Genomic DNA, 12,701 nt, shown 5'->3' on the forward strand with positions numbered 1-12,701 from the left:
CATCTCGGCGAACCCTGTGAGGCTGTGGCCGGCATCCGCCCGGTCACGCCAGTCATCGCTTCGCCCAAGTTCGCCAAGCGTCACGACGACCGCCCGCCGCAGGTCACTGTCCGCGGATTCGCCTGCCCCTCCCCCGATTCCGGTCAAAGTATCACCGAGCCGCCGTACCAGATGATCGTCCAGACAGGCCCTAGCCAGGACAAGCGCCTGACACCCCGACTTGTCACACCCTTCCGCCATGCTCTCCGACATGAACGAGAACGCCTTTTGGCAGCTCATCGAAGCGTGCAGCCCCTCTGTCCCCGACCCCGAGGGCGATGAGCTCGCCGCTGCACTGACAGACCGCCTGACGAACGGCCCGGTGGCGAACGTGGTCAGCTTCGCCGAGCAGCTCTCCTGGGCCCTGTACAGGCTGGACCGCAAGGAATACGGCGAGGGCCTGTCGAGCGATCAGTTCCTCTACACCCGGGCTGCAGTCGTCGCAGCCGGCCGTGAGGAGTTCGAACGTGTACGTCGATCCCCAGAGCGGTTCATGCCGTACGCCGACGACCTGGTCTGGGCTGAGGCCCTGCTCTACGTACCTGACAACGCATACAAGCACCTCACCGGTGAGGAATGGGACCGCAATACCCGCTATAGCTACGAGTCGTACTCCAGCACGGCCGGATGGAACGCCGCATAAGCGCCCGCAGTTGCTCATGCCCTCACCATCTGAAAGGACTTCTAAGGGCAAGGCCAAGAAAATGACTGGCCGGGCACTCGGCAACGAACGCATGACCGCCGAAGGCCGCGCCGACCAGGCCGACGGCCGTGCCCGCCAGACCAAGGAAGACGTCAAAGACACGCTTCACCGGCACTGACCGCACACCCCGCCACCTAGCCCCGCAACGGTATGCAAACGTAGGTGGGCCAGGACCGGCGGCGGGTGGCCTTCTTCCGCCCCGGATAGATGCACCGGACGGTGATGGAGCACCTCGGGCGGTGGGCCGGGCCCGCTCGGCCGGAGCCTGACTCTGGTCGACACGGTAGATGTCCCCGCGACAGCGTGACGTCGGCTCGTCCGCTCTCGCCTTCCCCGGCTGACAGACGCAAGAGCAGGAGTGCGAGCAGTGAGCGCCAAGACCAGGATGCGGCTTCTCATGGGCGTCGGCGCCCTGGTCACGGTTCTCGCCCTGGCCCAAGGGCTCATGGCGGAAGGATCGGGCAAAACCGTCCTGCTCGTCATCGCTGTTCTGGGCGCCCTCTCGCTCGTGATGTGGGGCGTGGCCCTGCGCGGCGCACGGCGAAGCTGAGGACCCGAGCCGTCAGTGGCCCCGCACTTCCAGGGCGCCCGCCGAGGCAGTGGGGGTACGTCCCTGCCCAGGCATCTCACGCTGCGGGGCAGGCACAGTCCGTCGCCGCGGCTGAGGAGTCAGTCGACGTTTCCCGGGCGGACGCGGTCGCGGCACCGGGCCGGGCAACGTACGCCCTGTCCTGGATACCGCTGCCCACCGCACGCGCCGTCGAGGACGAACTGGCAGGCCGGCGGCCGCGACTCCGCCATGGAGTCGGCAGCAGTCTCGTCGTAGCTGGTGTCGGGTTCCACCAGCAGGTATGTGCTCGCTGTGGCTCTGCGGGCTCCGTTGGAGTGGACCTGGACGGGCCGGGGAATCCGCTGATCACAGCCGCGCCGCTACGGGAGACGTTTCATGGACTCAGGCAGGATGCCCCCGGACCGCCGGGTGAAGGCACGCGAGCGCCTCCCGCGCCACGAACGCCGCGGCGAGCCCCGGCTGCCCGCGGTCATCGCCACGCTGACCGCGATCCTGCTGTACCTCGTGTTGCCGGAACGGCTCCTGTTCGTCCCCCGCTTCGTCCTGCCGGCGCTGGAGGTACTGCTGCTCATTCCGCTGATCGCGATCAACCCGCGCCGCATGACCAGGCAGAACCGCTTCTCGCGGATCGTTTCGCTGATACTGGTCGCCCTTATCGGCATCAGCAACCTGGTCTCGCTCGGCCTGCTCGTGCACGCCCTGGTCACCGAAAGGGCCCAGCAGGGCGGTCCCCTGCTGCTCGCCGCGCTCCAGGTCTGGGCCACCGGCATCATCGTCTTCGGCCTGGCGTTCTGGGAGCTCGACCGCGGCGGCCCAGTGGTGCGCACCCAGGCAGAGCGCTCCGAACTGCCTCTGGCGGACTTCCGGTTCTCCCAGGACGAGAACGACGACACCATCGAGGAGGTCGCCGACGGCTCCTCCCGTACCAGCGACTGGGTCCCGACGCTCATGGACTACCTGTACGTCTCGGTGACCAACTCCACCGCCTTCAGCCCCACCGACACCATGCCGCTCTCTACCCGGGCCAAGGCCCTGATGGCCGTTGAGAGCATCGCCGCCCTCATCACTTCCCTCCTGGTCATCGCCCACGCGGTCGGCGTCCTCGACAAGTAGCGCGGGCCACCGGCCCAGGCCACGAGGAGGATGCGCCCCTGAGCTTGTCCGGGCGATCGTGCCGGGCGCGGTCACCTTCTGGCAGGCGCGTGGGAAACCCCTTCCGGCGACCGGCGACCCAGGTGTCGGTGCTTTTCAGGTGATGGGTTCGGCTCATGTTCCCATAGCGCGTCAGGCGAGGGTGGCCGCCGTCCGTTTGAGGCCGAGGGCTTCAGCGACCTGGGCCCGTGAAGGCGGTGGCCGGCGACGGAGCGGGCGGCGATCGGCCCGTGGTCCGACATTGACTTCCCACTTCCTGGCAGCCTTCAGAACGAGGAGAGGGGGCCTCGTCGACGAGCTCGTCCGGACGCTTTCACGTACGCAGGAGGCTGGTGACGCCATCGGTCAGCGACATCGACGGTGCGCTCCTCCCCTTCTCCGCGGTGCCGACAGGCGCTTCTCGCAGCAGCTGGTCGTGAGCGCCCTTCCAGGAGCCTCGCCCATAAAGCGAGAACTGGAGCGGAGCATCATGGCGAGTCCTGCATCTGGTCGAGAGCGAACAGGCCACCGTCGGGGTCTTGAAGGGTCGCCTGTCCGTCGCCGCCCCATGCCGGACTCCTGGCTGCGCTGCCACCGTTCTTCAGAGCCAGCGAAGTCGCCCGGTCCAGGTCGGGAACCATGAAGTGGACCAGCCACCCCGGCCTCAGGTGAGGATGCGGCGCGGCTTTCTCGACCGGTCCGCTGTTGAGCCTGGCCACGGGTTGCCCTCGCCGGCGCAACACGACCTGATCGTCCTCGTAGGAGGCTTCACAGCATCTGTCGCTGTCGCCTTGCCCCCACTGCAGAACCGGTCCGTAGAAGAGCGCTGCCTCGAACGCGTTGGTCGTGCGGAGCTCGAGCCAGGCGGGAGACCTGTCGGCTCCGACGCTCCATTCGGCGAGGACTCCCCCTTCCCACATACCGAAGGCGGCACCCTCGCGATCGGCCACCAGGGCGGCCCGGCCACTGGGCGGATAGCTCACCGGCCCCACCCCCACGGTGCCTCCCCGCTCCGTGACGCGGGCGACCGCAGCGTCGGCATCAGCGACAGCGAAATACGCGGTCCACGCCACCGGCACCGCGAAGTCGCCCGCCACTGCCCCGATGCCGGCCACGGCAGTGCCGTTGATCTCGGCCACGGAGAAGGCTCTGCCGAAGCGCCCCTGCCGGAATTTCCAGCCCAGTACGGCTTCGTAGAAGCGCTCCGCGGCTTCACGATTACGGGCCGTCAGGCTCAGCCAACACGGAGCGCCGATTACGTCGGCTGCCACCAATGCCACGGGATTCTCCCTCCAAAGGGGGCACCGCGAGAAGCTGACGCTTGCGGCGATGGTGCACCGTTGCACCGGGCCACTGCCCTCTTCGGCACGCTCCATGCCTCGGCGCATGGATGCGAGCGCTGCGGCCACGACAAGTCAGCAGCGCTGACCTGGGCGGATGCGGCGCCTCACCGGGCCCCGCGCTCCTGCCGCGACAGCACACCCGGGCTTCCTCACGGCTGTCTGCCTGGGGGCCTGCTTCGGTGGCTTCACGCGTGAGAGTGGCGTTGATTGTGGGGTAGCGCGGACGCGGCCTGATCATCAGCGGTCTGTAGTCGGACGAGGACGCCCTGCCCCGCAGCTCGCTGCGGCTGATGGACTCATCCCGCACTCGCCGCCGCGGTGGCCAGTGCCGGCGTGACCGCGGGCTGATGGCTGCAGGCTTCGGCGAAGATCACTGTCGCATCGACTCCGCGAGCTGGGTCGCTGAAGACTCCAACCAGTGTGCAGTCCAGGACGAGGTGCCAGGCGTCGAGGGCGACCGGGTGGGGGCCTGAGGAGCCAGCATCGAGGACGAGTGCGGCTTCGCTCACTCCGGCCATGTCCATCCGGTGATCTCGGCCGGGTCTATGCCGGTGCGACGCAGTTCGGCGCGCAGGCGATCACGGCGATCGGTGTACTTCTGGGCCAGAGTCCCGGCTTGAGGATGTTGGGGCGTGAGGTGCTTCAGGGCTGCGGCAGCCAGGTCGTGGCGGGATGTTCCGTTGAGGGCGAGGAGGTCGTACGGGGTGGTCGTGGTGCCCTCCTCGACGTATCCGTGCACGTGGAACCGGTCAGGGCGGGGTCGGCCGTGGAGGAGCTGGTGCACGGCCGAGGGGTAGCCGTGGAAGTTGAACACGACGTGGGTGTCGTCGCCGAACAGGTCGCGGAACCGGCCGGACGTCATGCCGTGGGTGTGCTGGTCCGGGGGTGTGAGGGCACAGAGGTCGATGACGTTGACGACGCGGATCCTGGCTGCGGGCAGGTCGCGGCGCAGCATGTCTGCGGCGGCGAGCGTCTCGACCGTGGGGATGCCTCCGGCGCAGGCGAGGATGACCTCGGGGTCCTCACCTGCGGGGGTGCTCGCCCAGTGCCAGGTGGAGGCGCCGGCGTTGAGGTGAGTGCGTGCGGTGTCGAGGTCGAGCCACTGGGCGGCATCGTGTTTGCCCGCGACGACGATGTTGGCCTTCCCTGTCTCGTCCAGCAGGTGTTCCATCGTGGCGAGGAGGGTGTTCGCGTCGGGCGGGAGGTACACACCGATGACGCTGCTCTTCCGGTTGAGCATGTTGTTGATGAATCCCGGGCCTTGGTGGCTGTATCCGTTGTGTTCCTGGCGCCATCCCTCGCTGGTGAGGAGGTAGATGAGGCTGCTCACGGGCGACCGCCAGGGCACTTCCCGCGCCATTTTCAGCCACTTCGCGTACTGGTTGAGCATGCTGTCCACGATGGCGGCGAACGCCTCGTAGGTGGGGAAGAGGCCGTGGCGTCCGGTGAGCAGGTAGCCCTGGAGCCAGCCTTGGCAGTTGTGCTCGGAGAGCATCTCCATCACCCGGCCGTTGCGGGCCAGCCCCTCGGAGTACTCCTCCACTGGCCACACGTAGGCGCGGCCACTGGCCCGCAGTACGGCGTCGAGTTTGTTCGAGGCCAGTTCGTCCGGGGAGACGATGCGGAAGTTCCGCGCGGGCGCGCTGGTCCGCATCAGCTCGGCCAGCCAGTCGCCGAGGACATGGGTAGGACTCGCGGTGGCCGTGCCGGGCCCCTTGGTGACGTCGACCGCGTACGGTTCGAGCGGCGGCAGGTCAAGGGGGCGGCGCAGGCGGCCGCCGTTGGCGGCGGGCTGCAGTCCGATCCTGCGGGAGCCGTCGGGAACGCAGGCCAGGACGTCCGGGACGGGCTCCCCGTCCGCGTCGAACAGGTCTTGGGGCCGGTAGGAACGCAGCCATGTCTCGAGGGCTCCCAGCTGCTCCGGGTCGTCGCGGACGTCGGGCAGGGGCACCTGATGAGCGTGGAAGGTGCCCTCGATCGCCGTGCCCTCGACCTGTGTGGGGGCGCCTTCGCCCTTGAGGTTGCGCAGCACGATCATGGGCCAGGCCGTGCGGGCAGAGTTGTCGCCCGACCGGGCTCGGTTTTGGATGTCGCGAAGAGCGGTGTGGGCGTCGAGAACTGCCGTGTCGAGGTGGTCGCCCTGCTCGTCACCGGTGACGTCCACGATCCGCGGGTCCCAGCCGTACCCGCTGAAAAGATCGGTCAGCTCCTCGTCGGACATCGTCGCGAACACGGTGGGCGAGGAGATCTTGAAACCGTTGAGGTGCAGGACGGGCAGCACCGCTCCCCCGGTCACCGGGTCGAGGAACTTGCTCGAGTGCCAGCCTCCGGCCGTGGGGCCCGTCTCCGCCTCGCCGTCGCCGACGATGCAGGCGACGATCCGGTCAGGGGCGTCCAGTGCCGCGCCGAAGGCCGTCGCCAGGGCGTATCCGAGTTCGCCGCCCTCATGCAGAGTGCCGGGAACGGAGGGCGAGAGGTGGCTGGGAAATCCGTCAGGGGCGCAGTAGCGCCGGGCCAGCTCGCGCAGCCCCGCCGCGTTCCGCGACAAGGCCGGGTCGTACTCCTCGTGTGTGCCTTCGAGCCAGAGGTTGGCTTGCAGGGCCGGCGCACCATGGCCCGGCCCGGTGACCAGCAAGACGTCGGAGTCGCGTTCCCGGATCAGTGTGTTGAGGGCGCTGTAGACCCTGGTGATGCCGGGACAGGTCCCCCAGTGACCCAGCAGTCGCGGTTTGACGTGCTCAGGCCGCAGGGGGCGCTCCAGCAGCACGTTGTCCTGTAGGAAGATCAGGGCGGCCGCCACGTAGTCGGCGGCCCTGCGGTACATGCGGGTGTCCGGGTTCCGCGGCTGATGGCTGGGCTCGGTCACGAAGTCGCTCCGCTCGGGCCGGGAGTACACCTTTCACCCGGCGCCTGCCCCGCAGCTCCGGCATCAACCGGGTCGGCCGCGGAAGCGGCCGCGGAGTACCCCGCAGGTTCAGTAGGGCAGCGGCCGCCCGGAGGGAGTCCGCAGGTCGAGGGGAGGCCGGGGCTGCTTCGGAGCAGGACGTCTGATCAGTTTCATCGCAGTCATCACCGTCGCCTCCTTCCTACGCTGTGCGTCTTCCCCTCCCCGCCCTTCCCACACCCCACCGCCACCTGACCGGCTCTGTCTCCACACCGGTGAACCGAGACGGCCCGGGAAGGGCTGACGCGGTTGCACGACCCGTGCGGGGAGGGCTCGGTCCCGATGCGCCGAGATCTGGCCGAGTGGACCATTCGCACGACGCAGCAGGCCGGGCAAATACAGCACCGGGACGTCCGGGAACTCTTCCTGAAAGGTGCTGCCCCCGCGCGCCACCGAAGGGCATGCACCGAGCAGGCCCGACTCGGTGCTCAGGCCCTGGGGGTGGTGAGGTCGGCGGGGGTGTGGGGAATCAGGCGGGAGACGTCATAGGCGTCGGGGAACAGTTCGGCGGCGGTGAGCAGGAGCTGCAGGGGCTGCTCCCGCAGGTTCGTCGCTGTCGTTCTGTAGCTGAGGTGGCCATGGGGGGCGGGGCCGAATATGAGGTGGAGGCCGGCGACATCGGTGAAGAGCAGATACTCCAGGTCCCATAGCAAGTCGGTGACGTGGGAGGGCAGCCGATCGATGGCCGAGTGCAAGGGGGGCAGGGTGTGGAAGTCGATCTCCCCGTGCGGAGTGATGCGGGCAGTGGTGCCGGCGATCGTGGTGGTGATGTTCATGCTGGGCACGCCCCCTTCCGGGGGTCGATGAGCCCAAAGACGAATCACCCCGCATCTCGGAAGACGGGGGTGGCCGACGATGGCGGGATGAAGGTGCCCGGAGTGGGGGCAACTCCTGCATCCCAAAGGCCGCCTTCGTGACCAGCGGCCGGTCTCTTGTCCTGTCAGCGTCCCACACCTTCCGAACAGTGACCAGACCACACAGTTGCCGAGGGGCAAGTATCAGGCAAAAAAGAAGGGGCCAGCTTCCCGAGCGGACTGGCTGACACGGCGGCGGTGGGCAGGGGCTTGCTTCCAGGACCAGTGCGGATCCAGTGTCCACGGCGGACTGGGTGGAGGAGTGGACGAGACGAGAGAGCCGCTCGCAAGCACTGCGGCCGCTATCGTCTTGCGCCGTCATGCCAGGCTGGGGGTATCGCTCAGCGCGAGGCGGGCGGTGATGCGCTTGCCGAGCAGCTCCTGCTCTGTGAACAGTTCGTCGGTGACCGCCTTGATGATCTCCATGCCGTGCTGGCCGACGCGGCCCGGATCAGCGGGCCGGGCGGCGGGGATGGCCGGATCGCTGTCCCAGACCACGACGTCCACATGGTCGGCGCTGATGCGCAGCTCCATCAGAACGGGACCGGGTGCGTACTTGCACGCGTTGGTGACCAACTCACTGACGACCAGCTGAGCCAGATCCCGTGTCCGCTGCGACACCGGCACGCGGTGTTCGATGCTGGCCTGATCCAGGAAGGCGGAAGCACGCCGCCGGGCGTCGGCGATACAGCTTCCCTCGCCGCCCCACTCATAGGCGGCTCGCATCAGACATCCGTCGGGCGGAGGCTGGTCATCACCGTCACCGCCGGCATGGGATCCCACTGAGTTCGCCCTCATTTCGGTCTCCGCGGCGCGGGTACCCCACGAGCGGTCCCTCACTCGCCGGAGGCCGGCCGCAACGCCGTCCGGGTACATCCCGGCCACACAGGTGGCCGACAGCGCTCGCTCAAACGTCCTACCTGGCAGCCTAGGCTGACTAGGCGGAGCCCTGCCAAGGAACAGCGAAGGGATGTGCGTCGTCAGAGGGCCCACGGCTTGGTTCGCAGGTTTTGGACCGCAGTTGCGTACCTGACGACATGGCGGTTCCGCCGCCGCCTCCTCACGCGGGCGCAATCCCATGTGAGGGTGCAGTCCCTTCAGGCGTCTCCGCCACCGCGGTGGGCATGGCTCCTGCCCGGCAGCATCTCTTGGATCTTGGCCTTGATGCCTTGGCGGATCATGCCGGTGCGGTCGCTGTCGCCTTTGAGGATCGAGGCGGCGGTGGCTTCGATCTGGTCGAGGTCGGCGTGGGGCGGGACAGGGGGGACGGCAGGGTCGGTGCGGAAGTCGATGACGAAGGGACGGTCCGCGCCCAGAGCTTCCTTCCACGCGGCAGCGACGCCGGCCGGTTCCTCCACGCGCACCCCGCCCAACCCGATGGAGCGGGCGAAGTCGGCGTAGGGGATGTCGGGCAGTGCCTGGGAGGGCAGGAACTGCGGAGCGCCGGACATCGCGCGCATCTCCCAGGTGACCTGGTTGAGGTCCTGGTTGTTGAGGACCGCTACGACCAGGCGCGGGTCCGTCCACTCCTGGTGGTATTTCGCGGCGGTGATGAGTTCGGCCAGTCCGTTCATCTGCATGGCTCCGTCACCGACGATCGCCACCGCCGGACGGTCGGGGTGGGCGAACTTGGCACCGATGGCGTACGGCACCCCGGGTCCCATGGTGGCCAGGGTCCCTGACAGTGAGCCGCGCATGGTCCCCCGCATCCGCAGGTGCCGCGCGTACCAGTTCGCCGCCGAGCCGGAGTCGGCGGCGAGGATCACATCGTCGGGCAGCAGCGCGTCGAGGGCGTGCACGACGTATTCGGGGTTGATGGGGTCGGCGTCGACGCCCGCGCGCCGTTCCATGACCTGCCACCAGCGCGCCGTGTCCTTCTCGATCTTCTTGCGCCAGGATCCGTGCTTCTTGGGCTTCAGCTGCGGCAGGAGTGCCTGCAGCGTCTGTTTGGCGTCCCCGACGAGGTTGACCTCGAAGGGGTAGCGCAGGCCGACCATGAAGGGGTCGATGTCGATCTGCACCGCGCGGGCCTGGTCGAACTCGGGGAGGAACTGGCTGTAGGGGAAGCTGGAGCCCACCACCAGGAGGGTGTCGCAGTCCCGCATCATCTCGTAGGACGGGCGGGTGCCCAGCAGCCCGATCGAGCCGGTGACGTAGGGGAGGTCGTCGGGAAGGGCATCCTTGCCGAGCAGGGCTTTGGCCACGCCGGCGCCCAGGGTGTCCGCCAGCACTTCGACCTCCGGCCGGGCGTGGCGGGCACCCTGGCCGATCAGGACGGCGACCTTCTCGCCCTCGTTGAGGACGCCGGCTGCCCTTGCGAGGTCCTCCTCGGCGGGCACGGGGGCGTAGGTGGGGCTGCCGAGGCTGGAGGGGACCATCTTGAAGGCGTGCGTGGGCGGGGTGTAGTCCAGTTCCTGGACGTCGGCCGGCACGATGACCGCGGTCACGGTCCGCTTGGCGTACGCGGTACGCATCGCCCGGTCGATGACGTTGGGCAGTTGCTCGGGGACGGTGATCATCTCGCAGAAGTCCGAGGCCACGTCCTGGTAGAGGCTGAGCAGGTCGACTTCCTGCTGATAGGAGCCGCCCATCGCGCTGCGGTTGGTCTGGCCCACGATCGCGACGACCGGTACGTGGTCAAGTTTGGCGTCGTACAGGCCGTTGAGGAGGTGGATGGCGCCCGGTCCGGAGGTGGCCGCGCAGACTCCGACCCGGCCGGAGAACTTGGCGTAGCCGACCGCTTCGAAGGCGGACATCTCCTCGTGGCGCGACTGGACGAACCGGGGTTCGTCCTCGGCGCGGCCCCACGCGGCCAGCAGGCCGTTGATCCCGTCACCGGGATAGCCGAAGACGTGCTCCACCCCCCATTCCCGTAGACGCTGGAGGATGAAGTCGGAGACCTTGATCGACATGATGCTCCTTCTCGTGGCTGGGGCAGGCGGCTCATCCGTCAGCAAGCCGACCTGCGGGCGTGGGACCGACGCACAGGACCGAAGCCGGCTGCTGCGCGGGCGCTCACGGTGGACGTGGTCAGCGGCACCAGGTTCCGCCGGCAGGGTCGTGCGGCTGGGCGACGGACGTCTGGAGGATCGGGTCGCCCAAGCGCGCGCAGGGCCACCGCGTCAGCTCTTGACTGCTCGCTGCGTGAACCACGGTTACCAACGGCATGTGACTGCGGTCAGAGACGCTCTCGGAGCCCGTGCCCCGGCTGCCAGGTGTGAGTCGAATCCGTCCGTCCGCCGCCCACACACGGCCTCCACCGACGCCGCGACGCCGAAAGCCACAGTCCCGAAAATCGTCACTCTCGTCTCCGATCGCGCGGCAAGCGCAGGAGCAGCGCGATGACCCACTGCTCGTATGCCGCGCCTAACCGCAGTACGTCGGCGGAAACGTTCAGCGAACCGCGCAGAGGAATCGCTTGCGCAAGACGGGATTGGCCGTGCGGGGCGAACGGAAGTGTCGATCGCTTCCGGTGATCGGGAGCCCCAGTGAAGGGAGCGGTGCCGCCGGATCTCCGTTTTCGTTGTCGGCCGCAGGGCAGGCGCGTGCTATGGACCAGTCGAAAACACCCGTTCTCGATGCGTTGGCGGCCTATCACGCGAAGGGCCAGACCCCCTACACGCCGCCCGGACACAAGCAGGGGAAGGGCGCTGATCCCAGAGTGCGAGCCGTACTCGGCGCGGCGGTGTTCCGGGCCGATGTCCTGGCCACCAGCGGGCTGGACGACCGCACGTCCTCCCAGCACGTGCTGGAGGAGGCCCAAGCGCTGATGGCCGAGGCCGTCGGCGCTGACCACGCCTTCTTCTCCACCTGCGGCAGTTCCCTCTCGGTGAAGTCGGCGATGCTGTCCGTGGCAGGGCCGCACGAGAAGCTGCTGGTGGGCCGGGACGCCCACAAGTCCGTGGTGTCCGGCCTGATCCTCTCGGGGATCGAGCCCGCATGGGTGGACCCCCAGTGGGATGCCGATCGCCATCTGGCCCACCCACCGACTGCCGAGGCGTTCGAGGCGGCGTTCGCCGAACACGACGACGCCAGGGGCGCGCTGGTGACGACCCCGACTCCCTACGGCACCTGTTCGGATCTGTCCGCGATCGCCGAGGTCTGTCACCGGCGGGAACGGCCCCTGATCGTCGACGAGGCATGGGGTGCCCACCTGCCGTTCCACCCCGCCCTTCCCACCTGGGCGATGGACGCCGGGGCCGACGTATGCGTCACATCCGTCCACAAAATGGGCTCCGGCCTGGAGCAGAGCTCCGTGTTCCACCTCCAGGGAGAGCTGGTGCGACCTGAGGTACTCAGGAGTCGCGAGGATCTGCTGGGCACCACCAGCCCCTCCGTGCTCATGTACGGAGCTCTGGACGGCTGGCGCCGTCAGATGGTGGAACACGGCGAGGCTCTCTACGACCACGCGCTGGCCCTCGCTCGTGAGGCCTGCGAGCGCATCTCCAGGATCGACGGCATCCACGTGAACGACCGCGACGACTTCTGCGGACCGGGAAGGGCAGCGGACATGGATCCGCTCCAGATCATCATCGACATCAGCGCCTGGGAGGTGACCGGCTACCGGGCCGCCGACTGGCTCCGTGCGCACCACCGCATCAACCTCCACGTCGCCGACCACCGTCGCATCAGCGCGCAGCTCACCCACGCCGACGACGCTGACACGGTGGAAGCGCTGGTGGCGGGCCTGACGGACCTGTCCGGGCACCGCGCGGAGCTGCGTACAGGCCGACCCGCCGAGGTCCCTCCGCCGCCGACGCTGCGACTGGAGCAGGTGATGCTTCCGCGCGACGCCTTCTTCGGCCGGACGGAGCAGGTCCCCTGGGAGAAGGCGGACGGGCGGATCGCCGCCGAGATGCTGACTCCTTATCCTCCGGGCATTCCGGCGGTGGTGCCGGGGGAACGTCTGAACGGCGATGTGCTGCGCTACCTGCGGACCGGCGTGAAGGCCGGCATGGTCGTGCCCGACGCGGTCGACACCGACGTCACGAGTGTCCGGGTCGTGCGGGATGAGTGATGCCGCGGAGGGCCGTGGCATCAGCGGCTCGCCGTTCGGACAGGCGGCCAGTCCATCGGCGCGCAAGCCCCCTTCCCGTCCGTTGCCTTCTGGAGCTGG

At 68.4% G+C, this 12,701-nt stretch carries 10 protein-coding genes; 5 read left to right on the forward strand and 5 right to left on the reverse strand.

Features of this window, described 5'->3' with window-relative positions; genetic code table 11:
- Positions 1-250 precede the first annotated feature (250 nt).
- From ACZ60W_RS29965 to ACZ60W_RS29980, 4 genes are all read left to right on the forward strand, one after another.
- Positions 251-682 (forward strand): DUF4240 domain-containing protein, encoded by a 432-nt coding sequence (locus ACZ60W_RS29965; protein WP_469758518.1) that lies wholly within the window; start codon positions 251-253, stop codon positions 680-682.
- Between the two features lie 16 nt (positions 683-698).
- Positions 699-860 (forward strand): CsbD family protein, encoded by a 162-nt coding sequence (locus ACZ60W_RS29970; RefSeq protein WP_469758519.1) that lies wholly within the window; start codon positions 699-701, stop codon positions 858-860.
- A gap of 249 nt (positions 861-1,109) precedes the next feature.
- Positions 1,110-1,292, forward strand: a complete 183-nt coding sequence (locus ACZ60W_RS29975; RefSeq protein WP_469758520.1) for a hypothetical protein — start codon at positions 1,110-1,112, stop codon at positions 1,290-1,292.
- A 396-nt stretch (positions 1,293-1,688) separates the two neighbouring features.
- A complete protein-coding gene (locus ACZ60W_RS29980; RefSeq protein ID WP_469758521.1) occupies positions 1,689-2,426 on the forward strand; it encodes a hypothetical protein in 738 nt (245 codons plus the stop codon).
- 506 nt (positions 2,427-2,932) lie between these two features.
- Here ACZ60W_RS29980 and ACZ60W_RS29985 read toward each other — a convergent pair.
- The 5 genes from ACZ60W_RS29985 to ACZ60W_RS30005 all read right to left on the reverse strand — a co-directional run bounded on the left by ACZ60W_RS29985 (position 2,933) and on the right by ACZ60W_RS30005 (position 10,497).
- Entirely contained in the window at positions 2,933-3,724 is a 792-nt protein-coding gene (locus tag ACZ60W_RS29985; RefSeq protein WP_469758522.1) for a VOC family protein, read from the reverse strand.
- A gap of 568 nt (positions 3,725-4,292) precedes the next feature.
- Entirely contained in the window at positions 4,293-6,653 is a 2,361-nt protein-coding gene (locus ACZ60W_RS29990) for a phosphoketolase family protein (protein WP_469758523.1), read from the reverse strand.
- Positions 6,654-7,159: 506 nt separating this feature from the next.
- Positions 7,160-7,507: an STAS domain-containing protein gene (locus ACZ60W_RS29995; RefSeq protein ID WP_469758524.1), complete on the reverse strand. Its 348-nt coding sequence runs from the start codon at positions 7,505-7,507 to the stop codon at positions 7,160-7,162.
- Positions 7,508-7,903: 396 nt separating this feature from the next.
- Positions 7,904-8,311, reverse strand: a complete 408-nt coding sequence (locus ACZ60W_RS30000; protein WP_469758525.1) for an ATP-binding protein — start codon at positions 8,309-8,311, stop codon at positions 7,904-7,906.
- Between the two features lie 371 nt (positions 8,312-8,682).
- The gene (locus tag ACZ60W_RS30005; protein ID WP_469758526.1) at positions 8,683-10,497 is read right to left on the reverse strand and encodes a thiamine pyrophosphate-requiring protein; all 1,815 of its coding nucleotides are present in this window, start codon (positions 10,495-10,497) and stop codon (positions 8,683-8,685) included.
- A gap of 638 nt (positions 10,498-11,135) precedes the next feature.
- Here ACZ60W_RS30005 and ACZ60W_RS30010 point away from each other — a divergent pair.
- Positions 11,136-12,602, forward strand: a complete 1,467-nt coding sequence (locus tag ACZ60W_RS30010) for an aminotransferase class I/II-fold pyridoxal phosphate-dependent enzyme (protein ID WP_469758554.1) — start codon at positions 11,136-11,138, stop codon at positions 12,600-12,602.
- Positions 12,603-12,701: the final 99 nt, after the last annotated feature.

The organism is Streptomyces sp. NPDC104202 (assembly GCF_055584185.1).

What these genes read in the sequence shown, in the direction of transcription:
- ACZ60W_RS29965 (WP_469758518.1), top strand. Translation starts at nt 251, where the DNA reads ATGAACGAGAACGCCTTTTGGCAGCTCATCGAAGCGTGCAGCCCCTCT.
- ACZ60W_RS29970 (WP_469758519.1), top strand. Translation starts at nt 699, where the DNA reads ATGCCCTCACCATCTGAAAGGACTTCTAAGGGCAAGGCCAAGAAAATG.
- ACZ60W_RS29980 (WP_469758521.1), top strand. Translation starts at nt 1,689, where the DNA reads ATGGACTCAGGCAGGATGCCCCCGGACCGCCGGGTGAAGGCACGCGAG.
- ACZ60W_RS29995 (WP_469758524.1), bottom strand. Translation starts at nt 7,507, where the DNA reads ATGAACATCACCACCACGATCGCCGGCACCACTGCCCGCATCACTCCG.
- ACZ60W_RS30000 (WP_469758525.1), bottom strand. Translation starts at nt 8,311, where the DNA reads ATGCGAGCCGCCTATGAGTGGGGCGGCGAGGGAAGCTGTATCGCCGAC.
- ACZ60W_RS30005 (WP_469758526.1), bottom strand. Translation starts at nt 10,497, where the DNA reads ATGTCGATCAAGGTCTCCGACTTCATCCTCCAGCGTCTACGGGAATGG.
- ACZ60W_RS30010 (WP_469758554.1), top strand. Translation starts at nt 11,136, where the DNA reads ATGGACCAGTCGAAAACACCCGTTCTCGATGCGTTGGCGGCCTATCAC.